Below are 25,067 nucleotides of genomic sequence, written 5' to 3'. Positions count from 1 at the left end.
GCGGTCCAATCTCATGCCTTGGGATTTTGCTGCAACTCTTCCAGCCATGCACGCGCCAGCTTCGCTTCACCCGGGGTATTTGCACCATGGGATGAGCGGATTTTCAGCAGGCGAGCGTGAAGTGCAAAAGGCTCGAAATACCCAAGTTTGTGCCGAAGCGTCTTGATGCTTGATCCAAGCTTCAGCAACTCCGTAGCATCTGTCGACTGAAGGCGCTCTCTTGCATACTTGCCGAGGGAAGCAATAACCGCATCGTTTTGCCCGAAAATTCCCTCACGACCATTGGCGCACCGTTCCAGCGACGCGATGAGCAGGGACTGGTATTCCGCCTCCAGTGAGGCGAGCATCACCTCACCAGATTTTTTCTTCACGTCCAGTTCCTCAAATGCAGGGCAGCACCCGTCATCCGGCCTCAGGCCATACTGTCATAACTCACAGAACCATTGTCCAGCAGGCGACGCAGGGTGTGCAGGTGGCGGGCCAGCTCTTCGCGGGTATTGGGCGCAGAAAAGCTGATGCGCACCCGGTGGTAGACCTTCTCCGATCGTCCGGCTTTGAACTCATCCTCATCATCAATGAGAATGCCTTCCTTGCGGGCTGCATTACGGAACGTGCCGGACAGCCAGGGTTCGGGCAATTTCAGCCACACAAAGGCAATGTCGGGATTGGAGTTGAACTCCAGACCGGAAAAGATCTGCCGAACCATCTGCTCACGCGCATTGACCTCGGCAATACAGTCCTGACGGATGCGATGGGCATCACCGCTCAACACCAGCCGGGCGCAGAGCTCGGCCAGCAGAAAGGGCAGGCCGCCCGTCATCATCTTGTGGGCTGTGCGCACCCGTGTGCCGAAGTGCGGCGGACAGGCAACCCAGCCGCCGCGAACACCGGCGGCAACCGACTTGGACAGGCTGCCCACCAGAAATGTCTGTTCCGGTGCCAGTTGGGCAATCAGCGGAATGTCATCACGGCACATGGCGCCATAAAGATTGTCTTCAATGATCCAGACATTGTGCCTGTGGGCAATGTCGGCAATGGCCTTGCGGCGCTCCAACGGCAATGTGGTGGAGGTCGGGTTCTGGCCCGATGACATCAGGAAGATCATTTTCGGGTGCTGCTGCGCACAGACCCGCTCGAAATCTTCGGGGATGATGCCGTTTTCGTCAGAATCCACCAGCGCAATACGTCGTCCGGCAAGCGCTGCACTGCGGCTGATCTGTGAGTAGGTCAGGTGCTCAAAAGCAATGCGGTCGCCCGGGGAGGTGACGGCACCGATGATGCCCATGACCGCTGCATGTGCGCCAATCGTCGGCACGATGTTCTCAGGGCTTGGGGTCCAGCCATTTTGCGCCAGCCAGCGCGCACCGGCAACCGACCATTCTTCCGGAAAGTCGCGGGCATAACTGGCAACCTGCGCGGCACGCTCCGCCATGATGTCTGACAGATGCCGCTCAATCAGCACACCTTGCCCAACCGTCGGCGCTGCCGTGGTGTCCAGCTTGGAAAGTTGTTTCGTTTCGGCGGCTGAGACCGCAGCATTTGATGTGTTGGCGGCCTGCCCAATATGGACAGATGGTGTCGGGGTGTGGCGGCTGTTTACATAGGTGCCACGCCCAACCTCGCCACTGACGAGACCACGCTCATGCACCACAGAATAGGCGCGGCTGACAGTGCCAATGGTAACGCCCAGATCATAAGCGAGATTTCTTTGCGGTGGCAGTTTTGTGCCTGCCGCCAGTTCGCCATTCGAAATAGCGGTTTCAATATGGTCGGCCAGACGCATGTAAAGCGGGCCGGTGCCATTGGAAAGATTAGGGAGCCAATTTGTCATGGTGACAATTTAAACATTGTACCTGCGTGTGAGTCAATTGTATTTATTGTCGCAGAGAATGACCCCGAACAATTAAAGGTGAACAGGTGCAATTATGCGCAAGATGGATCAATACCTAACGACAATAGATACAATGTACCCTGACAGCTATACGCGGGAATATGTCTTCCGTGACGATGGCGACATGGTTGACCCCGTACCACTGACCATTACCGCTCCAAACCATGCATTTGGCCGTTTTCTGGCTGCGATCCGTACATGGCACATCAAGCGGGCCAGCCGCCTTGCTTTGAGAGAGCTGACCGATGAGCAGTTGCTTGATATTGGCATCAGCCGGTTGCAGGCGCGCAATGAAACCGCAAAATCCCGCTTTCTGGTGTGATTGTCATTGAATGGATACACACATCACAGGTCAACAATTGGTACAATCTGGTCTCTCATTCCTGTGCTTTTCACAGAATTCCATAGGGCTGATGTCATCTGACTGATCAGCTAGTGACGCGCCCGGTTCAGCGCGACTTATCGGATTTTTGTGACAAGTACAGGAATGTGGACGCCAGCAGCATCAAGCCGCTGTAGGCAGTGCCGTATTTTCCGTGAACACCATATCCACGCATGCCGCCCGGGCAAATGTTCGGGAGGCGTGCAACATGTTTACTGCCATCAATCGGTTTTTCGTCCCGGAAGCCAAGACATATGGACGATAAGCCAATGGGCAGGCCCACTGCATCCTTTTTCCCAACCTGTGCAGCTGGGTTTTCTTCTTATGAGCAGCCTTTGCCGCCCGCTGCCCAGCGCTTGACGTCTGTGGCAACACGCGAAGCATGGGCCTCATTCATGACGGGGCCATAGGCCTGAAGCTTGGCGGGCGAGCCTTCAGCTTCTACAACCAGCATTGGCCGGGATTCCGGGCTGTTGCGTGGTACCAGCAAAATGCGTGGACGGCCGGAGAAGGAATTCAGTTCCGGTGCAAGGCGGTAAGCCTTGAACGCCGGATCACCGCTTTTGAACCAGCAGGCATTGGCACCAAGCGCAACGCGCTCCATCGTCGGCAGGGCTGCCTGGCTGGCAGGGGCCGGCGTGCTTCTCTCAGACTGGCAGGCGCTTAACGCGACCATGGCTGCCGTAACGCTGGCAAAACTCAGAGCATAGCGAAGGGGCAGGCGTGTCATGGGTGCAACCTTGATGAGAAGAGAAAAACCGGCACTGAGTGCCGGTTTGATGGTCTGGATATGATCAGGCCGCGATAACGTTGAGGGCGGAAGCAAACAGGCCTCTGCCATCATTGCCGCCATGGGCCGCTTCAATCAGGTTTTCCGGATGCGGCATCATGCCGAGAACATTGCCACGCTCGTTGATGATACCGGCAATGTCGTTCAGCGAACCGTTCGGGTTGGTACCCTCGGCATAACGGAACACGATCTGGGCCTTGTCTTCCATGGACGCGATCTCAGATGCTTCCGCAAAGTAGTTGCCATCATGGTGGGCAACCGGGCAACGCAGGATCTGCCCCTGCGAATAGGCGCGTGTGAAATCCGTATCGCTATTGACGACTTCCAGCTTTACTTCGCGGCAAACGAACTTCAGCGAGGAATTGCGCATCAACGCGCCCGGCAGCATTTCGGCTTCAACCAGAATCTGGAAGCCGTTGCACACGCCAAGAACCTTGACGCCTTTTTCTGCCTTTTCGCGAATGGCGCGCATCACAGGCATACGGGCCGCAATGGCACCACAGCGCAGATAGTCACCATAGGAGAAACCGCCGGGGATAACGATCAGGTCGACGTCGGGAATTTCCGTTTCCGTCTGCCAGATGGTGATCGGCTCCTTGCCGGAGATTTTTGTCAGGGCCGCAATCATGTCACGATCACGATTGAGGCCGGGAAGCTGAACGACTGCCGATTTCATTGAGCGGCTCCTGCTGTCAGAGGATAGCGATAGAGTAGTTTTCGATCACTGTGTTTGCGAGGAGCTTTTCGCACATAGCCTTGATATCGGCCTCTGCCTTGGCTCCATCAGTGCTGTCGATCTCCAGATCGAAAACCTTGCCCTGACGAACCTGTCCAACGCCTTCGAAGCCGAGGCTTCCCAGTGCGCCTTCAATTGCCTTGCCCTGTGGATCGAGAACGCCATTTTTCAGCGTAACAGTCACCCGTGCCTTGATCACCTGATAGTTCTCCTGATGTGCTTATTTTACGAGGACCGGGCCGGTGCCGCGGATCGGTTCGTTTTCATTGATGATGCCCAAGCGGCGAGCCACTTCGGAATAGGCTTCGAGAAGGCCGCCCATATCACGACGGAACCGGTCCTTGTCCATTTTTTCCTGGGTTTCGATGTCCCACAAACGGCAGCTGTCCGGCGAGATTTCATCGGCCAGGATAATGCGCATCATATCGCCTTCGTAAAGGCGGCCGCATTCGATCTTGAAATCGACGAGCTGGATACCGACGCCCAGGAACAGGCCCGACAGGAAGTCGTTGACGCGAATGGCAAGAGCCATGATGTCATCAAGCTCGGCAGGGTTGGCCCAGCCAAAAGCGGTGATGTGCTCTTCAGACACCATCGGGTCTTCAAGCTCATCCGACTTGTAATAGAATTCGATGATCGAGCGTGGCAGCACGATGCCTTCATCAATGCCCAGACGCTTGGACAGCGAACCGGCAGCAACGTTGCGTACAACGATCTCAAGTGGAATCATTTCCACTTCCTTGATCAGCTGTTCGCGCATGTTGAGGCGGCGGATGAAGTGGGTGGGGATGCCGATCTTGTTCAGATGCGTAAACACGTATTCGGAGATACGGTTGTTTAGAACACCCTTACCGTCGATAACTTCGTGTTTTTTCTTGTTAAAGGCGGTTGCATCGTCCTTGAAGAACTGAATCAGCGTACCTGGCTCTGGTCCTTCATAAAGGATCTTTGCCTTGCCTTCGTAAATACGGCGGCGACGGTTCATAATATGAGATCTCGTGTTGGCGCCATGCGCATGGCGTTGTGTTTCATTCTTTGAAGCGGTCCCATATCGGAAAAGATGGACTTTAACAATCTGTAGGATGGGTTCTCCGCGTCAATTCGTTGTCGCTTGTGAATGAAACCTCCTGTGTCCTGTGTTGGTTCAATGAATATAGCAATAGTCACGTCCGGCATACATATATGTTATTGCCGCGTGAATGAGGCAAGGCCGGCGCCGCCGCAAAGCGTGTTCGCGACAGCGCAGCTGTTTTTTAACGACACATTTCTGTGTTGCGAATTATCGCGTCGAAAGCCATTTCGCCAATATAACATAAATTAGAAAAAATGACTATTGATGTCGAATCAATGCGTAATTCTATTTTGTTGAATCGATTTTTCTTACGTAAAGTGCCGATGATGAAAACATAAATTTACGAGGGGGTCTGGCGTTTCAGATTGGCCGTTCCCATGTCTGTTGCGCAAGGCCGCATGGTGTGGCGAAAGGCAACAATACATCCTTTTCGTTTCATCGCGGTCTGTCGTGAAACTTTGCATTGCAGTCTGGTAGTGCTTTTGATTTATGGACAACAGGCTGAACTTTCAGCTTTCGGTAAATGTGAATAGATTTGGGAGATTATGACATGGCCCTAGGTGATCGCGATAAGGCATTCGAAAACAAGTTCGCTCATGATGAGGAACTGAGATTCAAGGCTGAAGCTCGCAGAAACAAGCTGCTGGGCCTGTGGGCCGCCGGCCTGCTTGGCAAGGCTGATGCTGATGCTTACGCAAAGGAAGTTGTCGCTGCCGATTTTGAAGAGGCAGGCGACGCAGACGTGTTCCGCAAGGTGCGTGGTGATTTCGACGCGGCAGGCGTGAAGGTCAGCGACAGCGAATTGACTGCAAAGATGCAGAGCCTGCTGATTGAAGCAGCCGAGCAGATCAGCCAGGCCTGATCCTCAAGTTGATTGATTGAAACATTGGGCCAGCGACTAAAGCAATTCCAGAGAAAGTGGACCCCGGTTTCGCGTCCGGAATTGCGCTAAAGTCAAAAAGCTAGAGCGTTTAGGGCGAACATGTTTCGCCTATAACGCTCTTAGCGATAGTCGCCGGCTTTCTTTTTATTGGCAGCCAGAATTTCACTGAACTTGTTGTGGACGCTGCCATTGCCGTTGTCTTGCCGCCAGGACTGGCCGGTTACAAAGGCTTCGACCATTTCCGCCGGTATCGGACGGCACAGTGCATAACCTTGCAGGTAATCGCAGCCAAGATCGCGCAGGATGCGAATATGTGCTTGTGTTTCAACACCTTCGGCAATGACTCTGATGTTAAGCGAGCGGCCGATTTCCAGGATGGAACTCAGCAATTTGCGCTGCTCGTTGGACTGCGGCAAAAGCCTCACCAGCTCCCGGTCGATTTTCAATGCATCAGGGCTGATGCGCAACAGGCTGATGATAGACGCGTGGCCGGTTCCAAAGTCATCTACCTCAATGGCAATGCCCAGCTTGCGCAGGCGGGCGAGGTTGTCCAGTACCGTCTGGTCGCTATCATCCAGGAAGATGGATTCGAGAAGTTCGAATGACACCGTGCCTGGTTTGATATCCTGCGACTTCAGCGATTTGGTCAGCAACGGATCATGCAGACGCCGCGACGACACGTTGACCGACACTTTGGGGATCGGCAAACCCGTCTTCTGCCAGATGTTGAAATCGCTGACTGCCTTTTCCAGCATCATCTCGTCAATGGCGGTAACGGCATCCAAATCCTCGGCAATGGCCAGGAAACGGTCCGGTGTTAAAATGCCTTCGGTCGGGTGCTTCCAGCGCGCCAGTGTCTCGGCACCGATGATGTCGAGTGTCTTGGCGTCAAACTGCAGCTGGTAATAGGGGATGAACTCGCTGCGCTCCAGACCCAGCAGGATCTCGTCCGACACACGTTTGGTGTTGATGAGAATGTCCTGTGTGTCCGACGAGAAGAAGTCGTAGCGGTTGCGGCCACGTTTCTTGGCATTGTAGAGCGCAATATCGGCGTTGAGCAGCAACTGCTTGGGGTCGATATCCCGGCCGCTTTCACAGGCAATGCCGATGCTGGCACCACACCGAAATTCGTGGCCGTCATGGTGCATGGGTTTGCGCAGTTCCTTGATCAGGCGGTCGGCGAGGGCGGAGAACTTCTTGGAGGTGCCGGTGTAGCGAGAGACGAACACAAATTCGTCGCCGCCAATGCGGGCCACAAAATCTGCACCGCGCACATTCTTGCGCAGAAGCTGGGCCACATTCTGCAACAGCATATCGCCAGCCCGATGGCCAAATGTGTCGTTGACCTGTTTGAAACGGTCAAGATCAATATGCAAAATGCCGATGCCCTGACCATCACGCGCACATTCCGCCGCCATGCGACGCAGGGTGTCATCCAGATACCGCCGATTAGGTAACTCTGTAAGATAATCATGCATCGCATTGTATTCGATGTTATTTTTGGCTTCTTCTAATTCAAGGTTTCTGGCTTCTGCCAAGTTCTTGGCGCGTTCCAGCTCCCGCTGTAAAACGATATCGTCGGTGACATCCCAGTTGGCGCCAACCATGCGGACGTGACCGGCATTGTCGATAAACGGCACGGTTCTGGAACGGATGTAGCGCAGCTTTCCATCGGGCATGATGATGCGGTATTCGTCTGAAAAGGCTGTCAGTTTGCCAACATGAAACTCGACGTTTTTCTGCACGCGCGGCAGGTCTTCCGGATGCACCATCTTTTCCCAGACACCATCAATGACGATGTCCTGACCCTTCGATACATTGAAGATCGAATACATGCGGTCATCCCAGGTGGTCTGTCGTGTTTCAAAATCCACCTCGAACACACCGATATGCGAGGCTTCCAGCGCCAGCTTCAAACGGCGAGACATTTTCTCCAGCGCGAATTCAGCCGCCTTGCGGGTGGAGATATCATTGTCGATACCGACGATGCGGATCGGATTGCCATCGGCATCATGCTCGACAGCCGCGCCACGGCACTCGATCCACACCCAGTGGCCATCCTTGTGTTTCTCACGGTATTCGAACACCGCAAATTCCGGATCACCGGCATTTTGCCGCTCAATGGAAAAGATCACCCGGTCACGATCGTCAGGGTGAATAAGCTCCAGCCAGCGTTGGTGATTGGTCTCGATCGGGTCATCCGGCGCCATGCCGCGAATGGACCGCCATGTATCGGACCCGTAAAACACGCCGGTCGACATGTTCTGGTCCCATACACCGCTTTCTGAATTGATCAGCGCGCTGTTCCAGCGGCTTTCACGCGAGGCAAGATCAAGCTCCAGCAGCTTCTGGGCTGTAATGTCTGTGGCCTGCACGAGGATCGCCGGTTCCTCGGGAAACGGATCGTCCCGAAAGGAAAGCAGTGCGTAGTGCAGGGGGCTGCCGTCCTGCTCAAGGCGCACTTCGATCTGTGTCGGTTTGCCGGTGGCCGCCTTTACCAGCGCATCACGCACGGCATCCTGGTCGTCGGCATGGACAAGCGCAATGAGACTGCTGCCTGTCAGAGTGGCCGGGTCCTGCAAAAAATCGCCGCAGACTTTGTTGCAAAAGAGGACGGTTCCATTCGTTTTAACGCGAATGGTCGGTAGAGGAAGCGCATCCAGAATGTCATTCAGCATACGATTTATTGTCAACCGAACCTGCCACCACTTTCACACCGCCGAATGATGTGCTCCGTAAGGATTTTCAGCCTCTGTGTGATTTTTCTTTTACAATCAAAGTCATATGCAAAGACATTGCAGGAGGTGAACGATATTGGAAATTCATATCCTGGGCTTCATGCAATCATTGCATCCGGGCAATCTGCCAGTTTTGGTTTAACTCTGTCTTAATTGCCGCGCGGTCATTTTATCGATGATGTCTTACGGCTGCACGCTGAATATCATTTAAATTTTTAATTTCATAAAATTAAATAATGCGCTGAAATCGTTATAGATAATAACAATCAGGGGCAGGGTGTCTCTTGGGTTGAAATCAACTGTGTCGGTGCACCCGCATGGCGCAGCATGATGGCACATTGGCCGGTGGCGTAAAGTTGCATTTCAGCTTTTGCACGCTATTTATGTGGGCGGGTGTTTTTAGTTGCTTCTGCACGTTGACGCGGCGAACCGAACCGCTATAAAGCCAGCCACCGCTTGATTTGGGTGCTGTTGTCACATTGCGTGACAGCCCACAGCCAGATCGAAACTGAAGGAAGAGTGGCCGAGCGGTTTAAGGCACCGGTCTTGAAAACCGGCGTAGGTGCGAGCCTACCGTGGGTTCGAATCCCACCTCTTCCGCCATTTCTAAATTAAATCAATGGCTTGCTGGCGATTTTTTCTATTTGCCATAACTACGTTTTGGCACTCTGTTTATCTATGTCGCTCTAGAAAGTCTGGAACGACAACCTGCGAACAAATCTAAAATCTCCACTCTTTCCAAACTTTGCGCATTTGACAGTGATGTTTGCGACCACCAGCATCCCTTCACAATTAGCGAAGAAGGAGATGAAATGACCGCACCTAATATGCAAAACAAGCCCCGCCTAATGTCGCCGAAAGAGGCGGCCTCCGCTACCACTATGTCAAAGGTACTTTTGACTACAATGGCGCGAGAAGGGCGTTTTCCAAAACCAGTTAAGATCATGGCCGTCAAGCAAACCTTGTCGGAACCAAGTCGCTCCCCGGCCCGTTATCTCTCCACAGCTCAAAGAGGAGATATTTCAATGGACTGGAACCGTGTTGAAGGAAACTGGAAACAGGTTAAGGGCAAGATCAAGGAACAGTGGGGCAAACTCACCGATGATGATCTTGACGTCATCAATGGCAAGCGTGACCAGCTCGAAGGAAAAATCCAAGAGCGATATGGTTACGAAAAAGACCAGACCAAAAAAGACGTCGATGACTGGTATGGTCGCCAGACTTGGTGATTACCTAACATGAAATTGAGCCGCTGGTTAGCAATAGCCAGCGGCTTTCGTTTGTAACGATGAGGAGAAACACATGAGCATATTCGGCAAAATCAAGGATGCGATCTTCGGTCGGTCCGCACATGCAGAGACAGCCCCTGTCTTGCCAACTGCGGCTGGGTCCACACCAGCGCCATCGTCAATCCCCGAGCCGGTTGCAACGACTGCAACGCCGATCGGAGGAACGGGGCAGGCGGTCCCGCCAACTTCTGGCGCATCAGCACCTGTTACATCCGCTGCATCTTCAGTGCAGACTGTGGACGTTGCTGCGCAGCTTGATGCGGCGGTGGTGACCAGCGGCCAGAAGCTCGACTGGAGGCACTCGATTGTCGACCTGATGAAAGCTCTCGGAATGGACGCGAGCTTGTCCGAGCGTAAGGAGTTGGCGGAGGAGCTTGGTTACACCGGTGAGCTCAATGGTTCGGCGGAAATGAACACCTGGCTGCACAAGGCGCTTCTCAAGAAGCTGTCTGAGAACGGCGGCAAGGTCGCGGCTGAACTGCTGGACTAAGCGGAACCAAGGCTGTCGTCATGCATTGTACAAGCAAGTAGCTTTCACACTGTAACGGCAGAAGATGGCAAGCGTTAGAAAGGTCGGGGCTTTTAGCTCCGGCCTTTTTTGATTGCGATTACTATTTAAAAAGACGCCGAATTATCGACCAAATGCTAACTGTTCTCTTGTTGTACGAGCGGTTGTAAGACGCTTTCTTTGGGTTGGTGATCCGTCCGAATCCCTTTGGAGCCTTCAGTCCAAGGGCGTTCTTCAATATTCGTTTGCCCGACGAGCGCGCAGCGATGCTTTTCTTTAGGCTTGGCTTGCGGATTTTGAACGCCATAAGTCCCACCACTTTAAATTGTTAGTTTGCCTCTTAGTAAGTAGATTTCGCGGCTCATTAGTAGTTGAATACTAATGGATGAATCAACCTTAGGGAATTGCATGTAAATGACAACGCTTGGCTTCAGAAGTGACCCCAAAAACCCAAGATACGCCATTGTCTCACGAACAAAAAGCAACACAGTGGAACTGGTGAATGCCGAGGATGAAAGCAAGTTGGTATTCCCAGCCAGCGCAGAGACAGATGAGCAAAAAATTGCTTGGTTGTATAATGAGTTAGAAAGGTTGTTTCATAAACACACTGATATAAATAGGGTAGTCGTGAAGAAGGGTGAATTCACCGCTGGCGATAACAACGCAAAGCGTCTCGCTTCGTATCAAGAGGCGACAGTACTGTTGTTCTGCGCTCTAAAGGGTATTCCGGTCGCAAACAAGATATACGCTTCTCTTGGTACAAATTCTAAGCAGGTTAAAGAGCACGCCGAAGCGCGCGTGGGTAAAACAGCTAAGTATTGGGACGCTAAGATGGCTGATGCAGTTATCTCTGCGTGGTGGTCGGAGAAGGCCTGATGCCGAACAATTTGGCGATATCGCCGCTTACAAATGGCACGACCTACCTCAATAAATACGTTCTCAAAGAAAAGATAGGTAGCGGCTCATTCGGCGAAGTTTGGTTGGCTCACGACGTGGCACTCAGTCATGAGTTCGCACTAAAGATCTTGATGCCCAGCAATTCTATCGATGCGAAACTTATCGAGGCACGCGTGGGGCACAAATTCTTCCACAATAATCTTGTTCGAGTTCATCAGGCGGATGTCACATCTGACGGCATGGTTCTGATAGCTATGGATTATTTTCAGAAGGGATCAATCACCAACCTTGCCAATTGTGCGCATTTTATACCGCTAAATCTGGCGATGAAGGCAACAATTGACTTTCTGCGAGGGCTCGAGCACCTCCACATTCACAATTTCTACCATAACGACATTAAGCCGCAGAACATATTGCTTGGAGATCAAGGCCAGGCGAAATTGAGTGACTATGGTATCGTAGGATCGTCTGTGAACGGGGAGGCGGTCGCACCGTCTGCGTGGTATAAACTCCACGCTGCTCCAGAAATTACATTAGGACTCGGTATCGAAGCCAAGACTGACGTATTCCAAGCTGGCCTGACTTTTTTTCGTCTTGTTGTCGGCATGGGAGTTCTTGAAAGCAAGATGTGCGATCTAGGAGAGGCAGGCTACGAAGGCGCCGTGGCAAGTGGGAAGTTGATTACAAAGGCAGACTTTCCCGACTACGTGCCGTCGTCGGTGAGGTCGATTATCTTGAAGTCTGTGGATCCAAACCCAACGAAGAGATACCAGTCTGCGTTAGCCATGCGCCGTGATCTAGAAAAGTTATCATTTTCGGGCAGCTGGACGGTCGATGATACGGGAGACTTCGTAGGGGAGGACAGCAAGTACCTCTACAAATTTGCATGCCAAGCATTAGGTGCTGGCAATAGTTCATTTGATTGTTTCAAGCTCTCAAAATCATCAGGTCGCCAAACCAAGATATCGAAATACCGCAAGATAAATACATCAAAGGATGTAGCCTTGGCCATGAGAACTCAGTTTTTCAGGAATGTGGTGCTTGGGAATGTCTGACCAAAATACAACCTTTTTACTCGATTCTCCACAACCTACGATACTGCACGGATAGCGAAATTTTATCCGTGCATTATCCGTGCACATCCGGGCGTTCACACCTACACAGCTCTGCCCGGTTAGTGCACGTTTAGGGGTATATATATTTTTAAATATATACCCTACTCGTGCAACCGTGCAGGGCGGTGTGCTGCACCGGGCAAACGCGCGGTCGAAATACAACCCGGAACCAGAACCGACCTAATCGCATTTTCTGATCGTAAGGAGAATGCAAATGTCCGAAAGCAAGATTGAGCCGTACACCGTCGAACAGCTGCAACAGCAATATGCTGTCAGCATGCAGGTCGCAGTAGGTGTGATGAAGCAGTTCAGTGGTGACCGGTCCAGAATAGATAAATTCTTGAAGCGGTGGCCGCAGAAAAGAGCCAAGCCGATAGCCACTGGGAAGAACTGATATCCCACACAACGAACAAGCCCTGCATGTCGCGGGGCTTTTTCGTGACCAAATTTATTTCACGACACACCAAGACGTTTTGCTTCGCTCTCCTAATATTACCCTCATAACCAAGGAGGGTTCATGCGCAAGTCACAGCAGACCACCCGCATTGACGGTAAGCGTGTAGTCATCCGTACCAGCACAAGCGGCAAGGTTACAGTCGCCGACGCACCGCTCAAGGAAAGCGAAGGGCAGGCGGCTAAAGTAAGGGCATTGCGGGCACTGCCAGAATACGGTCGCAGGTTTCTACTGGCAGGCGACATGAACAGCGCCAAGCGAGGACCACGCGCACAGGCTGACGCAGTGGCCACAGGACTTACGCCAGGCGAAGCTGATCTGCGAATATACATCGCGGGCGGCAAGCTGCTAATGATCTAGAACAAGGTTGGCAAAGGCCGGTTGTCACCAGCTCAGACTGAACGCCACGCATCTCTCGCAAGACTTGGTCATCCTGTAGAGGTCGTGCGCTTCACGTCAACACGTGAGATGGCCGTAGCATTTGATCATCCATTTGGCGCTGGTCGTATCGCGAAAGAAACTGTTTGGTTCGCGACGCCGCTGGCCCGTGGTCGCGGCGCTATCAGGATGCTCGACGCATACAAGGATTGGGCGCGAACTGCTGGATGCGTGGCAGTCAGAATGGCCTCGCTCGCTAACAATGACGTTTCCAAGATCTATGAGCGGCGCGGTTAAGCGCGAAATCGTTCTTGTTAATATGGACCGCAAGGCGCTCTTTTTACCCGAAAAGAAGAAAAGGCCCGCCGAAAAAGCGGGCCTAACAGTGTCTACCATTGCCACTGGCGATATTCGCGTTCGCGGCGCCAATCACCGCGCTCTTCCCACCGTCTATGCTCGCGCCATTCGCGACGGGCTTGGTGTTCACGCCACTCACGACGAGGGTTCCAATCGCTTCTACGGTCCCATTCTCGCTCGTAACGCCGCGGTTCGTAGGGTCGGCAATAACCGCGGGGCGTCAAGTAATAGCCTCGCCCGCAAGCATAGTCGACTTTTTGGACAATTGACGCCACTGGCGCAGATGGCTGCATGATCGGCATCGCATTTGCGCCGCCGCCAATAAATGCGGCGAGAATAATACCTGCACCTAAAAGTAACTTACGCATCTCAAACACTCCCTGTGTGGTGATTGAGATTAGCTCCCATCCGCGTGAACGGCTGCTGAATGAACTGTGACGTTTTCAGGGCGTGGTTGGCCGACCCGCGAGCGCGTGGGTCGCACACCAGCGTGAAATAGCAGCGATGCTCGCAAGAACGATGGCTGACTGATCAAGAAGCAAGCCGTGCTCCGCACGGAGGGCGCTGTTCCTTTGACGTTGCATGTACGCGCTGTTCAGGGCGAGGCACGCGATGCCGCCCCACGATGTGATGCTCAGCATCACACTCGCATTTGCCAGCAGCAGCCGCACCTTCTCGAGCACACGGCGTTGCGTGCTGTGTCAAAGGCGTTGTGTTTTCCAGGGGAGTTTGTTCTGGGGAGAGAAGCGACCGGGTATCTGATGTGACCCGATGCGCTACTGTGTATTCAGGCGCAGTTGCTGCGCCCGTCATGTCGTTTTAGAGCCGCCAATCGTCAGGCAACACATCAAGGACCTTGTCAGGCCTTTGCGCGCGATTTGCGCTTTGTCGCTGTGGGCAGCTCTACAGGCGTTGCGGATTCCTGTGCCTCGCGCAACAAGCGCAAGCGTTCCGTCTTTTTAGCCCGTTGGGCTTCATCCGTCGCAATGATCTGCCTTGCGGCTTGATCGGTTGCTGAGGCTTTATCCTGTGCAGATGCTCTGCCGGTTTTTAAGATTGGTTCTTTATTAATCGTCATGACGACCTCCTTTCGTGAAGGGGCAACCAATGCTCAGCGAGTGTGCACAGCTTTTTTAGGGGCGGGGAGCAAACCCTCGCGCTGCAATTTTTTCCGCTGCAGTTTGCGGTGACGGCGAACGGCTTCGGCCTGTTCCCGATTTCTCTTTTCGGACGGTTTTTCATAGGCGCTACGGGCACGCATTTCGCGGAAAACGCCTTCGCGCTGCAATTTTTTCTTCAGGACACGAAGTGCCTGTTCGACGTTGTTTTCTCTAACGATGACCTGCAAAATATCTCCTTATCTGTACGTGGTGAACTATTTTTTTGTTCTGACCGCAGTCAGATCAATCCAGCTGGCGTTGGTATCGCCGCGGGATGTCGGGGTCTTGGACTTCGGAGTGCCGCGGGACGATGCGTCGTTGTCGATGTCGTCCTGGCCAATACTGCGGTCAAAATTTTCGCCATCAATACGTATCCGGTAGCGGATGACGCCCTGAGTTTCGGGCAACACTGCAACGACTTCGCCAGTCCCATGGGGTTGGACACTGCCGCGTGTGCGCGTTTTGAGGACGATTTTATCGCCGCAGCGATAGGGAACTTTCAGCATGAGAATCTCCCATGTCTTAAAAAAATAAAGGCCGGGCGCAAACCCGACCTCTCACTGTCATCTACTCATGCCGCCAGTACATCCGTGGTCGGCGGAGCAAATGACAAATTTATGCCGCCTGAAGGTTATCGGCAGAGTTCTTGCCAGAACGGCGGTCCTGAACGAGTTCGTAGCGGATCTTCTGACCGTCTGTAAGCGAGCTGAGGCCAGCGCGCTCTACGGCAGAGATGTGTACGAAAACGTCGGTCGCGCCATCGTCAGGCTGAATGAAGCCGAAGCCCTTGGTTGCGTTGAACCACTTTACGGTGCCAGTGTTCATAACGATTTCCTTTCATAGCAATCGTTGTTGTTCCTGCGAAACCTCGCAGGATTGGATCGATATTTTGAGAGGAAATCCGACGGGAGCAAAAGCTCTGGACCGGCGTCACAAGCAATGGTCGATAAGGCAATATAGGATTAAATCTAAGGTTATGCAATCAACTTACCCGATTTAGTTCAAAACCACCCCGAAGTCATTGATTGGATAGACATAAAATATCGAAATATTTTTCGATTTTTTAATTTTTCGGGCCAGTTTTTCTCGCTGGGTTGTATTTTTCGCGCCGGTTTTGGAAAATTTTTGAGACGTTGGTGTGCTGCTGGCGATTGCTGTTGCGAACAATATGGGACGACTGTCTTTAAACTCTGGAGAAACGCAGCGAAGCGCCACGTCGGTAAGTTACGACGCGGTTGAGCCAAACGATATCTATTAAACATACTAAATTTCGCCTGTGCCAAGCGCCACTTGGCGACGCGTTCAAACTTGCCATCTTCCGTCCCATCAAAAAACTGACGTTTTTCAAAAAAACATTGGAACCATTTCGTGATTGGCGCACTTACGAGCCTACCATCGCCACTACCACAAATTGTTATCCGTTAAAATTATAGTCAAAAACTATAGTGCTTGTCCTTACTCAACCAATTTGTGTCCGGTAGGCTTAGAATCGAAATATGCGCGCAGGAGGATGGCGTGGCATCGCAAAGGCTTGAAATGCAGGACGAGAAGACCGGTTATTACACGTGGGATGTAATCGAAAATCTCGTCACGATGGATTATGTGTGTGCAGATTTCTTTGAATTTTTACCCTGCCATGGCAGGGCCGGCGTACCCATTGAGGGCATTTTGCAAAAGATCGATGCGGACACCAGGGAGAGGGTGGCCAAGGAGATTTATGATGCGTTGATTGCCGGTGATTACTTCGAAACCGAATATCCGCTGAACAATACAGATGGCACGCTGCGCTGGATCCATGTGACCGGCCGCATGATAATGGACGCAGACAATGTGCCGATCCGGTCAATCGGCACTATGCGGGATATCACCGCAAACCGCCTGCCAGCCGCCAATATGATCGCCTCATAAAAAAAAGCCCCGCATAAGCGGGGCCTTGAGTGTATTATCAATCGTCTAGGCTTTTGTTATTCAAGGCATAGAGTTGATGTCTAGGCATGCGTCCGTCTATTTACCGTCAACTACGCGCCGCCCGAAAACGGGGGCTGAACTCTTTGACGGCATGGTCTTGGTGTTTGAACCAAAACCTTTGCGGACTTGTGGTTTTTAATGCCAGGTTTGGCGGCCATACCAATCATCTACGTCGGTCTTGGCGCGATCCTTGGCGAGGCCGTAACGCTCCTGCAACTTGCCTTCAAGCTGGTCACGTTTACCGGCAATCTGATCGAGGTCGTCATCAGTGAGTTTGCCCCACTGTTCCTTGATCTTGCCCTTAACCTGTTTCCAGTTTCCTTCAACACGGTTCCAGTCCATTTGCGTTTCCTCCAAGTTAATTAAACACATAGAAGAAACGCCTGAATGGCCGAATGGTTCAGGAAAAAATGCCGGTTTTTAGTGCTGGCTGGATTCAGGGTTTTTCAAACGGCTGAGAAACTGGGCAAAAACCATGGTGCCTTCTGGCCATGGGCCGTGGCCGGATTCGGTGTTGATGTGGCCGGACATGCCGGCATCCACCAGCAGCGAGCCCCATGCAGCGGCAATCTCGTCAGCATGCTCGTAGGTGCCGAACGGGTCGTTGCGGCTGGCAATGGTCATGGCCGGAAACGGGAACGGTTCGCGCGGGTAGGGACCAAAGGTCATCAGGTGTTTTGGCCGGATGGTCGGGTTGGTCACATCTGGCGGCGCCACCAGAAATGCGCCGGCAACCTTGTGGCCAATTTCCGGAATGGCATGTACCACGGTTGGCACGCCAAGCGAATGCGCCACCAGCACAACCGGCTTCGTGCAGGCATTGACGTCTTCCACCAGCCTGCTGATCCAGTCTTCACGCACGGGCTTCGACCATTCGGCCTGCTCAACGCGGCGCGCGCTGCCAAGCTTTTGCTGCCAACGGGATTGCCAGTGGTCTGGCCCGGAATTGGTGTAACCGGGAACGATGAGGATATCTGCTTCGGATGCTTTCATGGCGCTTATCTTGGTATCAATGTCACCGTATTCAAGATGGCGGTGAGGATTGTCGACATTGTGGGGGCTGCCCGGCGTGGTTTGACGATGGGCCGCAAACCTGACGTCATTATGAAAATGCCCGGACAAGGTCCGGGCATCTGACACGGGCGTTACCGGTTCAATCAGGCCTTGCCGAACACACGATTGAAGATCGTATCCACATGTTTGGTGTGGTAGCCGAGGTCGAACTTTTCGCGGATGGCGTCTTCGGAAAGCGCTGCGCGCACTTCTTCATCGCCCAGCAGTTCCTCCAGGAAGTCTGCGCCCTGTTCCCAAACCTTCATGGCGTTGCGCTGCACGAGGCGGTAGGAATCCTCACGGGAAACGCCAGCCTGTGTCAGTGCAAGCAGAACGCGCTGCGAGTGCACTAGGCCACGGAACTTGTTGAGGTTCTTCAGCATGTTTTCCGGGTAGATCACCAGCTTTTCGACAACGCCGGCCAAACGATGCAGCGCAAAGTCGAGGGTGATGGTGGTATCAGGGCCAATGGCGCGCTCAACGCTGGAGTGGCTGATGTCACGCTCATGCCACAGGGCAACGTTTTCGAGTGCCGGCACAACCGACATGCGCACCAGACGGGCAAGGCCGGTCAGGTTTTCGGTCAAAACCGGGTTGCGCTTGTGTGGCATGGCCGACGAACCCTTCTGGCCCGGCGAGAAGAACTCTTCGGCTTCCAGAACTTCGGTGCGCTGCATGTGGCGGATTTCAATCGCCACGTTTTCAATCGACGAGGCGATGACGCCAAGCGTTGCAAAGAACATGGCGTGGCGGTCACGCGGAATAACCTGCGTGGAAACCGGCTCAGGGATTAGGCCCAGCTTTTCGCAGACATGTTCTTCAACGCGCGGATCGATATTGGCAAAGGTACCAACGGCACCGGAAACGGCACCGGTGGCAATTTCTGCACGGGCATTGACCAGACGGGTGCGGTTACGGTCCATTTCCGCGTAGAAACGGGCAAAGGTCAGACCCATTGTGGTTGGCTCGGCGTGAATGCCGTGGCTGCGGCCAATACGGATCGTGTCCTTGTGTTCGAAGGCGCGGGTCTTCAGCGCAGCCAACACGCGGTCCATGCCGGCAAGCAGAATGTCTGCTGCGCGAACCAGCTGAATGTTCAGCGTGGTGTCCAGCACGTCGGAAGAGGTCATGCCCTGGTGCACGAAGCGGCTATCAGGACCGACAAATTCTGCCAGATGCGTCAGGAAGGCGATGACGTCATGTTTGGTAACAGCTTCGATTTCATCGATGCGCTCAACATTGAAAGTGGCGCTGCCGCCTTTTTCCCAGATTGTCTCAGCTGCCGACTTTGGAATGACGCCAATCTCGGCCAGTGCATCACAGGCATAGGCTTCGATTTCAAACCAGATACGGAACTTCGTTTCCGGCGACCAGATTGCGACCATTTCCGGCCGGGAATAGCGAGGGATCATTGCTACCGCTTTCTATATGGTGAGAATTTGCAGCCCGTGTAGCAAAGTGTGACGCCAATCTCAACGCATTCGAAGGGAAAGGATGAAACTGGTTACGAACAGACACACGATGCCCACGGGAAAATACAGCCAAAGGCCGATGATGGTGAACTGGTAGGTTGCGCCAAGCGTGGTGAACAACTGCTGGAAAAACCAGATCCGTGTCAGGAACGGCTCATGCCACTGCGCATAAAAAATGCGGTACTGCAGGGCAAACAGCAGCGCCGTCACGCCGTAGGTGACAAGACAGAGACACAGCGCAAAGGCGCAGAAGCGGGCGGTGGTCGGTTTTGAAAAGGCCAGATACCGCGCCAGTACCAAGGCAGGCGTAAAGGCGATGAAAGCACCGGCGAAATAAAACGCCACGATCTGCCAAAAATGATCGGTCTCGCCCCGATGGCGCATATAAAGACCAATCACGCAGGAAAGCGCCATCGCTGCACCCCAGACGAATGGTCCGGCAAGTGCTGCGGTTTTTGAGGGCAGGGCGTGTTCAAGCCGCTGTTTCAATGGACTGCCCTTTCAAGGCACCGCTCATGGTCTGATGGGTACGGCGATCCAGCGTCCATTCTGCCCTTCAAAGCCATGTTGCAGCACCGTTACCAGTGCCATGTGCAGGTTGGAGCCAAAACCCTGATGCGTGACCACGCCACCCAGCCGGTAGCCGGTTACGCAGCCGCGGCTTTCCGGCGCGCGCTGCTCATCATAGACAATTCTATCACTGTTCTTACCGTCCTGCAGAAGCATTTTCAGCTTGAAGGTGGAACTGCGCTCGGTCCAGGAACTGCATTTTTCACCGGCCGGCTGGATAACCTCTTCCAGCGCGAGCCTGTAGGGTGAACCAAAGGGCGGTGCGGCGGCATAGGCGTAATAGCTGATCTGGTAGGGGTTGCCGCTGGCATCGCTGACCGGGTTGTAGGCGGCCAGCAGACCGGGATTGTCAGCCAGTTTGTGCTTTTCAATCAGCGGAGCTGCTTTTTCCAGCGCTTGGGCACGAGCCGCACCCACACCAACCGCCTCATCCTTCACCAGCACCCGTACGGGAGTGCCCTCGAGATAGGTGTCTTTGACGGTATCGATGACATAGATATTGGAATAGGCAAAACCGGACCCGTCCTGCACGCCATATTCCTCAAAGGCGTAGATGCCGCCGTCTTTGGAAAAGCCGATGGTCTGGAAGGCGGCGATGTCACCGGCATGGGCCGGGGCCGCAAAAAATGCGGCACCTGATATAATCAAGGAGAGAAAGAAGCCGGCCTTCTTCACGCACGACCGCTTTCTGCGGCCTGGCGAATGGCGGTGACAGTCTTGCGGTAATCTTCAACGCCGTCGCCCTTGTAAATGGCAGAACCGGCAACCAGCACGTTGGCACCTGCGGCAATGGCAGCCGGTGCAGTTTCAACCGTAATGCCGCCATCCACTTCCAGCTCGATCGGACGTGCGCCGATCATCGCCTTGGCAGCCTTGATCTTGTCCAGCATGGCGGGAATGAATTTCTGGCCACCAAAACCGGGGTTGACGCTCATGATCAGGATCAGGTCGACATCATCAATGACGTTTTCCAGCACGGAAAGAGGGGTTGCCGGGTTCAGCGTAACACCGACCTTCTTGCCGAGCGAGCGAATGGTCTGCAGCGAACGGTGCAAATGTGCGCCAGCTTCCGCATGCACGGTAATGCCGTCACAACCCGCCTTGGCAAAGGCTTCCAGATAGGGATCGGCAGGGGCAATCATCAGATGGCAATCAAAAAACGCATTGGTATGCGGACGAAGCGCCTTGATGACATCGGGGCCAAAGGAAATATTCGGCACAAAATGGCCGTCCATCACATCCAGATGGATCCAGTCCGCACCAGCTTCAACGACATCACTGACCTCCTGTCCCAGCTTGGCGAAATTGGCTGCAAGAATGGAAGGGGCGAGGCGGACGGGAAGGGACATGGAAAGCTCCGTACAGAGTGCATGAACGCGATGGCAAAGGGTTTGCACTCAGAGATTTGAGCACATGCGCTGCCATATCATTGTCATTGCCGCGGAACAACCGAGATCAACGCCTGATGCGGAGGATGACCTGCCGGTGCGGTGGAGGCTCAGCGCACTGCGCGTGCGGCCGGCACAAAGGCCTGACCATTCCACTGTTGCAGGCTGTAAGGATTGTTCTTCAACTCATGTGCCTCGTTAAAGGCAACGTCGCCAATGGCGGTGGTGAAGGTTGAGTCTTTTAATATGTCGAGAACCGGCTTTTTCTGCTGGTCTGCCAGACCAATGCCGTTGGCGGCAATCTGCACCGCGGCAAAGGCGGGCAGGGTATAACCTTCAGGAATTGTCACGCCCGCTGCCGTCAATACGTCAAGCGCGGCTGCGGCCTCAGGCAATGACGCATAATCAGGCAGTGTCACGGCAAAGGTGCCAGCAGTCAGTTGCAGCGGCGCATTGGCGGCATTGAGCGTATCGCCGCCCAGAATGGTCAGGGCAATGTTTTCAGAGGCGGCATCGCGCGCAACCGTCGAGACATCATTGCGGTCGGTTGCCATAAACACATTGCTGATGCCAGCACGCGAAAGACGCCGTACCAGCGCCACCTGCTGTTCCTGCGCCGGGCGCAGCGTTTCCATGCGGGTTGGTTGCAGGCCTGCTTCTTCCAGCTTGGCACGAATACGGTCCACCAGTTCGCGGCCATGAATTGTGCCATCATCGACCAGAGCAAACAGTGACCCCTGCCAGTCCCGCAGAATAACCTCGGACAGCCGGTCGGATTCGGCGGTGTCTGATGGCGCAAGACGGAACACCGGCCAGCTGTTTTTGGCGGCATCTTCAAGCAGAATGGTCGAGCGGCTGGAAAGGGTAATCACCGGCGTGCCGGTTTCTTTCAGCGCGGGCAGGCTGCTGGCAAGGGTTTCCGAACACAGAAAACCGATGGCAAAGCTGACCTTGGCGGCAACAAGTCCGTCGGCAATCGCACCGCCGCCACTGTCGGTGCAATCCTCATTGATCTCCACCACATCGAGCCCAGCCTGCGCAGCTGCGGCCTTGGCACCCTGGCGGATCTGGTCGCCGAGAATTTTATAAGGACCGTCCTGTGGTGCGACAACGCCAAGTGTCGCGGCACTTGCGCCATGCGCAAACGCAACAGATGCGACCAGAAATAAAATGCGGCTTGTCAGCATTGAAAGCGGTTTATCCATATTAATTGGCTGTTGTTTAACATGTCAGACGCACGGAAAAAGGGAAAAATATTGCTGCGAACAATGTTTAGGCGGAAATTGTTCGGGATTTTCAAAAATGTAACTGTTCGGCTACATAATCGCCGCTGTCCGTGTGCCTAGCGGGCGGGTGGGACGTATTTAACGCACGGAGTTTCTTTTGACTGTATATAATGCCGTTGATGCGCATATTTACCGCGATGCCATGGCGCAATATGCCGGGCACGTCCAGTTGATCACCACCGAGCACGGCGGCGTGCGGCGTGGCGTGACGATTACGGCGGCGTGTTCCGTATCCGACAATCCGCCCACCGTGCTGGCCTGCCTGAATTCCGGCAATGAAAAAAATGCGATTTTTGCGCAAAGCGGCAAGTTTGTGCTCAACAGTCTCGGCCTGCGTCACCGCGCATTGTCCGATGCCTTTGCCGGTTTCGGAGGGTTGCAAAATGATGAGCGTTTCGCAAAGGCGAAATGGATGACGCTGGCCACCGGCGCGCCGGTGCTGGAGGACGCGCTGGTGTCGTTTGATTGTAATCTTGTCGATGTAAAACCCATGTCGACGCACCTGATTCTTTTGGGACAGGTTGAGGCAATTCACTTCGGCACAAAGGGTGATCCTCTACTGTATTTTAACCGTAATTACCTCGGTTCCCAATGATTTGCGGCGTCAATGTGAACATTGTGTGATCATTATGTGTGCAGCGATTTTTGCTGCATAACTTTTTTGCTGTTCTATAAGGTGCTGAATTTAAAGAATTTTATTCCCCATTTTTGCTGCAAAAATGAAATTTCTCTAAAAAATTCCGCAGATGCGAAGGGAAATAACTTGACGATTGGCCAATAGTTCGCTTCAATGGACTTGTTTCAGGGGACGACTGAAATTGGCCACAGTGGCCACGGGAAGTGTCCATTTATATTAAGCACTGACTCGTTTACACTGAATATATTTTTGATCACGAACAGGGCCGCTTTGGGAAACCGAAGCGGCTTTATTCGTTTTTGCACTCACGACATCAGGCTGCAAACCGACATTTCGACTGTCGGCAACCCGTGTGCTTTCCGCATAACGGGTTGAAAAGCCGCACAATATCTAAGCAAACACCAGGTTTGTCATTTGCGTTACAGGGAAACTGTCTCAAGCGGACAGTCCTTGAAGGCGGCAGCCTCTGCCCGGTAGGCTTCTGCCCGCTGGCGGTTTTTACGGTAAATGGCAAAGATGACCAGCGTCGCAAGGAGAACGCCAACCATGGCCAGGCTGAAGCCGGTCCAGGATGGCACACCGGCTGAAACCCCAACCGTGCCACCGGTGCCGAACAGCGCGCCTTGGTTGGCCAGTGTTGCGGCCTTGTCGCTGGCCTTATGGCCTTCAGCGGCCAATGTCTTGCGCGCCGCAGCGCTTGTGCCGGTCGCCGCCAGATACATGGCAACACCCTTTGCCTCAACCTTGGCAACACGGGCCGACCAGCCGTTTTTGTTGATGCTCCAGATTTTTAAGGAACGCATGAAGCTGAGACGCCGCGCACACAGCGACTGGATGTGTTTGACGCCGGCGGTCGCGGACTTGGTTATGGTTTCCGGGCCAATCTTGCCGTCCACCTTCGCACCGACAATCGCCTGCGCTTCACGCAGCGCCCGCGCGGGGCCGGAATTGACGCCGTAATCCCAGACGGCCAGATCAAAACCAGCCGGCAGACTGTCACCGCCCACGGCATCCCAGTAGCGTGTCTTGTAGAGTGGCTTCACATCGGAAAGGGTGAGGTTGGCAATATCGAGATGGGGAAATGACGCGGCAGAAATGCCATATTTGGTTCCCTTGAAGGTGCCAACGCCCACTTTACCGCCCGTCCAGTTGCCGGGGTCTTTACGGTCTTTCGACAGACCGCCTTCGGCCTGCAACGTAAAATCAAGGCATGCTCCATAATTGTCTTTTGCCATATCGCGATTTCCCTTGTTGATGAAAACGCGACATTTTTCCAGACAACGGTTATGGCTGTGGCATGACTAAATCTGAGTTGTCTCTGATTTCAGGGTAGTTTATTCAAATCCCTCCCAAGCCGTTGTACCAAACATGTGTGAGCCAGGAACGGCTATTCGCTCGGACAATTGGGATGCAAACCGCCTCCATGTCGACAATGGCTTGTTTGATCTGTTTGGATATTGCGTCATCTGAGGAATGCTCCCAAATGACTTCTTCAAAGCTACGCAGAGTCTCGAGATTTAAGCCGTTAGGGTTTTTATACAACGCTTGAGACCTCGTAACGGCAGCTGCTCGAAAACTTCGAAGAGCAGCATCGACCGATGTAAATGGTGCCACCGCTCTATCACCGAAAAGTGCCCGCATCCTGAAACGATAACCAAGAAACTCAGCCCAAAAATCATATTGCGCGTTGAAGCGTGCAATCGGTACAAAATTCAGATTTCTGCGGTTCGTTTCCTCTTCCGTTTCGTCGATCTCAGGCTTTCTGCTGCTACCTTCTTCGAAGTAGGACATAGGTGACCTTAAACGCGAGATTTTGTGTTCAGCCTCGTAGAACTTTTCGATGACTGTCTGGCAGAGTTCAATGTCGCGTCTGCCCATTGTTTCTCTGCGCCATGCGTGCAGACCACCTACTGCAACGTAAACACCAACCGCTGTAGCCGCCAATGTTGCTATATTTTGTAACACGCTAAGCATCGTTTCCTCCATCCCTTAAAGTTATGTACGGCACTGAATAGAAACAGTCACGTCTACGATCGGGCCGGT

Annotated in this window: 31 protein-coding genes and 1 tRNA gene; 11 read left to right on the top strand and 21 right to left on the bottom strand. The window is 53.4% G+C overall.

Annotated features, from left to right (window positions below; translation table 11 throughout):
- Positions 1–11: 11 nt before the first annotated feature.
- Together HGO37_RS06150 and HGO37_RS06145 are read right to left on the bottom strand one after the other, a co-directional pair.
- Positions 12–371 (bottom strand): hypothetical protein, encoded by a 360-nt coding sequence (locus HGO37_RS06150; protein ID WP_250982606.1) that lies wholly within the window; start codon positions 369–371, stop codon positions 12–14.
- 41 nt (positions 372–412) lie between these two features.
- Positions 413–1,831: an aminotransferase-like domain-containing protein gene (locus HGO37_RS06145; protein WP_250982605.1), complete on the bottom strand. Its 1,419-nt coding sequence runs from the start codon at positions 1,829–1,831 to the stop codon at positions 413–415.
- Positions 1,832–1,925: 94 nt separating this feature from the next.
- Here HGO37_RS06145 and HGO37_RS06140 point away from each other — a divergent pair, with 94 nt between their 5' ends.
- On the top strand, positions 1,926–2,213 hold the full coding sequence (locus HGO37_RS06140; protein WP_250982604.1) for a DUF1127 domain-containing protein: 288 nt from the start codon (positions 1,926–1,928) through the stop codon (positions 2,211–2,213).
- A gap of 382 nt (positions 2,214–2,595) precedes the next feature.
- Here the strand turns inward: HGO37_RS06140 and HGO37_RS06135 are convergent, their stop codons facing one another.
- From HGO37_RS06135 to purC, 4 genes are all read right to left on the bottom strand, one after another.
- On the bottom strand, positions 2,596–3,003 hold the full coding sequence (locus tag HGO37_RS06135; protein WP_192491233.1) for a hypothetical protein: 408 nt from the start codon (positions 3,001–3,003) through the stop codon (positions 2,596–2,598).
- A gap of 64 nt (positions 3,004–3,067) precedes the next feature.
- Positions 3,068–3,739 carry a phosphoribosylformylglycinamidine synthase subunit PurQ gene (gene purQ / locus HGO37_RS06130; RefSeq protein WP_250982603.1) on the bottom strand — a complete coding sequence of 224 codons (672 nt, stop codon included), beginning with the start codon at positions 3,737–3,739 and terminating at the stop codon, positions 3,068–3,070.
- Between the two features lie 16 nt (positions 3,740–3,755).
- Positions 3,756–3,998 (bottom strand): phosphoribosylformylglycinamidine synthase subunit PurS, encoded by a 243-nt coding sequence (gene purS / locus HGO37_RS06125; protein ID WP_192491235.1) that lies wholly within the window; start codon positions 3,996–3,998, stop codon positions 3,756–3,758.
- Between the two features lie 21 nt (positions 3,999–4,019).
- A complete protein-coding gene (gene purC / locus HGO37_RS06120) occupies positions 4,020–4,784 on the bottom strand; it encodes a phosphoribosylaminoimidazolesuccinocarboxamide synthase (RefSeq protein WP_192491236.1) in 765 nt (254 codons plus the stop codon).
- Between the two features lie 637 nt (positions 4,785–5,421).
- Here purC and HGO37_RS06115 point away from each other — a divergent pair.
- Positions 5,422–5,733, top strand: coding sequence for a DUF1476 domain-containing protein (locus tag HGO37_RS06115; RefSeq protein ID WP_250982602.1), 312 nt, complete (start codon positions 5,422–5,424; stop codon positions 5,731–5,733).
- A 140-nt stretch (positions 5,734–5,873) separates the two neighbouring features.
- Here HGO37_RS06115 and HGO37_RS06110 read toward each other — a convergent pair whose 3' ends face one another.
- On the bottom strand, positions 5,874–8,447 hold the full coding sequence (locus tag HGO37_RS06110) for a sensor domain-containing protein (RefSeq protein ID WP_250982601.1): 2,574 nt from the start codon (positions 8,445–8,447) through the stop codon (positions 5,874–5,876).
- Between the two features lie 558 nt (positions 8,448–9,005).
- Between HGO37_RS06110 and HGO37_RS06105 the strand changes: the two genes are divergently transcribed.
- The 7 genes from HGO37_RS06105 to HGO37_RS06075 all read left to right on the top strand — a co-directional run bounded on the left by HGO37_RS06105 (position 9,006) and on the right by HGO37_RS06075 (position 13,115).
- Positions 9,006–9,095 (top strand) — tRNA-Ser (locus HGO37_RS06105).
- A gap of 422 nt (positions 9,096–9,517) precedes the next feature.
- Positions 9,518–9,721, top strand: a complete 204-nt coding sequence (locus tag HGO37_RS06100) for a CsbD family protein (protein WP_250983220.1) — start codon at positions 9,518–9,520, stop codon at positions 9,719–9,721.
- A 73-nt stretch (positions 9,722–9,794) separates the two neighbouring features.
- Positions 9,795–10,271: a DUF3597 domain-containing protein gene (locus HGO37_RS06095; protein ID WP_250982600.1), complete on the top strand. Its 477-nt coding sequence runs from the start codon at positions 9,795–9,797 to the stop codon at positions 10,269–10,271.
- A 432-nt stretch (positions 10,272–10,703) separates the two neighbouring features.
- On the top strand, positions 10,704–11,165 hold the full coding sequence (locus HGO37_RS06090) for a hypothetical protein (RefSeq protein ID WP_250982599.1): 462 nt from the start codon (positions 10,704–10,706) through the stop codon (positions 11,163–11,165).
- Positions 11,165–12,241, top strand: a complete 1,077-nt coding sequence (locus HGO37_RS06085) for a serine/threonine-protein kinase (RefSeq protein WP_250982598.1) — start codon at positions 11,165–11,167, stop codon at positions 12,239–12,241. The genes HGO37_RS06090 and HGO37_RS06085 overlap by 1 nt, the downstream gene beginning before the upstream one ends.
- A gap of 274 nt (positions 12,242–12,515) precedes the next feature.
- Positions 12,516–12,695 carry a hypothetical protein gene (locus HGO37_RS06080; protein WP_250982597.1) on the top strand — a complete coding sequence of 60 codons (180 nt, stop codon included), beginning with the start codon at positions 12,516–12,518 and terminating at the stop codon, positions 12,693–12,695.
- 123 nt (positions 12,696–12,818) lie between these two features.
- Positions 12,819–13,115, top strand: coding sequence for a hypothetical protein (locus HGO37_RS06075; RefSeq protein ID WP_250982596.1), 297 nt, complete (start codon positions 12,819–12,821; stop codon positions 13,113–13,115).
- Positions 13,116–13,522: 407 nt separating this feature from the next.
- Here the strand turns inward: HGO37_RS06075 and HGO37_RS26625 are convergent, their stop codons facing one another.
- The 5 genes from HGO37_RS26625 to HGO37_RS06050 all read right to left on the bottom strand — a co-directional run bounded on the left by HGO37_RS26625 (position 13,523) and on the right by HGO37_RS06050 (position 15,475).
- The gene (locus HGO37_RS26625; protein ID WP_502941385.1) at positions 13,523–13,858 is read right to left on the bottom strand and encodes a GCG_CRPN prefix-to-repeats domain-containing protein; all 336 of its coding nucleotides are present in this window, start codon (positions 13,856–13,858) and stop codon (positions 13,523–13,525) included.
- 491 nt (positions 13,859–14,349) lie between these two features.
- Positions 14,350–14,568: a hypothetical protein gene (locus HGO37_RS06065; protein ID WP_250982594.1), complete on the bottom strand. Its 219-nt coding sequence runs from the start codon at positions 14,566–14,568 to the stop codon at positions 14,350–14,352.
- Between the two features lie 33 nt (positions 14,569–14,601).
- A complete protein-coding gene (rpsU, locus tag HGO37_RS06060) occupies positions 14,602–14,838 on the bottom strand; it encodes a 30S ribosomal protein S21 (RefSeq protein ID WP_192491246.1) in 237 nt (78 codons plus the stop codon).
- Positions 14,839–14,865: 27 nt separating this feature from the next.
- A complete protein-coding gene (locus HGO37_RS06055; protein WP_250982593.1) occupies positions 14,866–15,156 on the bottom strand; it encodes a cold-shock protein in 291 nt (96 codons plus the stop codon).
- Positions 15,157–15,265: 109 nt separating this feature from the next.
- Positions 15,266–15,475: a cold-shock protein gene (locus HGO37_RS06050; RefSeq protein ID WP_192491248.1), complete on the bottom strand. Its 210-nt coding sequence runs from the start codon at positions 15,473–15,475 to the stop codon at positions 15,266–15,268.
- 690 nt (positions 15,476–16,165) lie between these two features.
- Here HGO37_RS06050 and HGO37_RS06045 point away from each other — a divergent pair.
- Entirely contained in the window at positions 16,166–16,558 is a 393-nt protein-coding gene (locus HGO37_RS06045; RefSeq protein ID WP_250982592.1) for a PAS domain-containing protein, read from the top strand.
- Positions 16,559–16,753: 195 nt separating this feature from the next.
- Here HGO37_RS06045 and HGO37_RS06040 read toward each other — a convergent pair whose 3' ends face one another.
- The 7 genes from HGO37_RS06040 to HGO37_RS06010 form a co-directional block, all read right to left on the bottom strand.
- Positions 16,754–16,960 carry a CsbD family protein gene (locus HGO37_RS06040; protein WP_192491253.1) on the bottom strand — a complete coding sequence of 69 codons (207 nt, stop codon included), beginning with the start codon at positions 16,958–16,960 and terminating at the stop codon, positions 16,754–16,756.
- 78 nt (positions 16,961–17,038) lie between these two features.
- Entirely contained in the window at positions 17,039–17,611 is a 573-nt protein-coding gene (locus tag HGO37_RS06035; protein ID WP_250982591.1) for an RBBP9/YdeN family alpha/beta hydrolase, read from the bottom strand.
- Between the two features lie 164 nt (positions 17,612–17,775).
- A complete protein-coding gene (purB, locus tag HGO37_RS06030; protein WP_192491254.1) occupies positions 17,776–19,083 on the bottom strand; it encodes an adenylosuccinate lyase in 1,308 nt (435 codons plus the stop codon).
- A gap of 60 nt (positions 19,084–19,143) precedes the next feature.
- A complete protein-coding gene (locus tag HGO37_RS06025) occupies positions 19,144–19,632 on the bottom strand; it encodes a hypothetical protein (protein ID WP_250982590.1) in 489 nt (162 codons plus the stop codon).
- 24 nt (positions 19,633–19,656) lie between these two features.
- Entirely contained in the window at positions 19,657–20,388 is a 732-nt protein-coding gene (locus HGO37_RS06020; RefSeq protein ID WP_250982589.1) for a DUF2259 domain-containing protein, read from the bottom strand.
- Positions 20,385–21,062 carry a ribulose-phosphate 3-epimerase gene (gene rpe / locus HGO37_RS06015; RefSeq protein WP_192491257.1) on the bottom strand — a complete coding sequence of 226 codons (678 nt, stop codon included), beginning with the start codon at positions 21,060–21,062 and terminating at the stop codon, positions 20,385–20,387. Before rpe ends, HGO37_RS06020 begins: the two co-directional genes overlap by 4 nt.
- A 149-nt stretch (positions 21,063–21,211) precedes the next feature.
- Positions 21,212–22,306: a branched-chain amino acid ABC transporter substrate-binding protein gene (locus tag HGO37_RS06010; RefSeq protein ID WP_250982588.1), complete on the bottom strand. Its 1,095-nt coding sequence runs from the start codon at positions 22,304–22,306 to the stop codon at positions 21,212–21,214.
- 223 nt (positions 22,307–22,529) lie between these two features.
- Between HGO37_RS06010 and HGO37_RS06005 the strand changes: the two genes are divergently transcribed.
- Complete coding sequence (locus HGO37_RS06005) at positions 22,530–22,982, top strand: flavin reductase family protein (protein ID WP_192491410.1); 453 nt, start codon at positions 22,530–22,532, stop codon at positions 22,980–22,982.
- Positions 22,983–23,443: 461 nt separating this feature from the next.
- Here the strand turns inward: HGO37_RS06005 and HGO37_RS06000 are convergent, their stop codons facing one another.
- Together HGO37_RS06000 and HGO37_RS05995 are read right to left on the bottom strand one after the other, a co-directional pair.
- Positions 23,444–24,259, bottom strand: a complete 816-nt coding sequence (locus HGO37_RS06000; RefSeq protein ID WP_250982587.1) for a glycosyl hydrolase 108 family protein — start codon at positions 24,257–24,259, stop codon at positions 23,444–23,446.
- Positions 24,260–24,362: 103 nt separating this feature from the next.
- On the bottom strand, positions 24,363–24,998 hold the full coding sequence (locus tag HGO37_RS05995; RefSeq protein ID WP_250982586.1) for a hypothetical protein: 636 nt from the start codon (positions 24,996–24,998) through the stop codon (positions 24,363–24,365).
- Positions 24,999–25,067: the final 69 nt, after the last annotated feature.

The organism is Rhizobium sp. CG4 (assembly GCF_023701965.1).
Lineage (GTDB): Bacteria > Pseudomonadota > Alphaproteobacteria > Rhizobiales > Rhizobiaceae > Agrobacterium.
Note: the sequence above shows the minus strand (reverse complement) of the source record. Positions and strands in the feature narration are given on the sequence as shown.

Coding starts and splice junctions, on each gene's coding strand:
- HGO37_RS06115 (WP_250982602.1), top strand. CDS start 5,422: ATGGCCCTAGGTGATCGCGATAAGGCATTCGAAAACAAGTTCGCTCAT.
- purB (WP_192491254.1), bottom strand. CDS start 19,083: ATGATCCCTCGCTATTCCCGGCCGGAAATGGTCGCAATCTGGTCGCCG.
- HGO37_RS06005 (WP_192491410.1), top strand. CDS start 22,530: ATGGCGCAATATGCCGGGCACGTCCAGTTGATCACCACCGAGCACGGC.
- rpe (WP_192491257.1), bottom strand. CDS start 21,062: ATGTCCCTTCCCGTCCGCCTCGCCCCTTCCATTCTTGCAGCCAATTTC.
- HGO37_RS06135 (WP_192491233.1), bottom strand. CDS start 3,003: ATGACACGCCTGCCCCTTCGCTATGCTCTGAGTTTTGCCAGCGTTACG.
- HGO37_RS06100 (WP_250983220.1), top strand. CDS start 9,518: ATGGACTGGAACCGTGTTGAAGGAAACTGGAAACAGGTTAAGGGCAAG.
- HGO37_RS06075 (WP_250982596.1), top strand. CDS start 12,819: ATGCGCAAGTCACAGCAGACCACCCGCATTGACGGTAAGCGTGTAGTC.
- HGO37_RS06040 (WP_192491253.1), bottom strand. CDS start 16,960: ATGGACTGGAACCGTGTTGAAGGAAACTGGAAACAGGTTAAGGGCAAG.
- HGO37_RS06090 (WP_250982599.1), top strand. CDS start 10,704: ATGACAACGCTTGGCTTCAGAAGTGACCCCAAAAACCCAAGATACGCC.
- HGO37_RS06035 (WP_250982591.1), bottom strand. CDS start 17,611: ATGAAAGCATCCGAAGCAGATATCCTCATCGTTCCCGGTTACACCAAT.
- purC (WP_192491236.1), bottom strand. CDS start 4,784: ATGAACCGTCGCCGCCGTATTTACGAAGGCAAGGCAAAGATCCTTTAT.
- HGO37_RS06050 (WP_192491248.1), bottom strand. CDS start 15,475: ATGAACACTGGCACCGTAAAGTGGTTCAACGCAACCAAGGGCTTCGGC.
- HGO37_RS06080 (WP_250982597.1), top strand. CDS start 12,516: ATGTCCGAAAGCAAGATTGAGCCGTACACCGTCGAACAGCTGCAACAG.
- HGO37_RS26625 (WP_502941385.1), bottom strand. CDS start 13,858: ATGCGTAAGTTACTTTTAGGTGCAGGTATTATTCTCGCCGCATTTATT.
- HGO37_RS06065 (WP_250982594.1), bottom strand. CDS start 14,568: ATGACGATTAATAAAGAACCAATCTTAAAAACCGGCAGAGCATCTGCA.
- HGO37_RS06145 (WP_250982605.1), bottom strand. CDS start 1,831: ATGACAAATTGGCTCCCTAATCTTTCCAATGGCACCGGCCCGCTTTAC.
- HGO37_RS06010 (WP_250982588.1), bottom strand. CDS start 22,306: ATGGATAAACCGCTTTCAATGCTGACAAGCCGCATTTTATTTCTGGTC.
- HGO37_RS06000 (WP_250982587.1), bottom strand. CDS start 24,259: ATGGCAAAAGACAATTATGGAGCATGCCTTGATTTTACGTTGCAGGCC.
- HGO37_RS06085 (WP_250982598.1), top strand. CDS start 11,165: ATGCCGAACAATTTGGCGATATCGCCGCTTACAAATGGCACGACCTAC.
- HGO37_RS06055 (WP_250982593.1), bottom strand. CDS start 15,156: ATGCTGAAAGTTCCCTATCGCTGCGGCGATAAAATCGTCCTCAAAACG.
- HGO37_RS06095 (WP_250982600.1), top strand. CDS start 9,795: ATGAGCATATTCGGCAAAATCAAGGATGCGATCTTCGGTCGGTCCGCA.
- purQ (WP_250982603.1), bottom strand. CDS start 3,739: ATGAAATCGGCAGTCGTTCAGCTTCCCGGCCTCAATCGTGATCGTGAC.
- HGO37_RS05995 (WP_250982586.1), bottom strand. CDS start 24,998: ATGCTTAGCGTGTTACAAAATATAGCAACATTGGCGGCTACAGCGGTT.
- HGO37_RS06140 (WP_250982604.1), top strand. CDS start 1,926: ATGCGCAAGATGGATCAATACCTAACGACAATAGATACAATGTACCCT.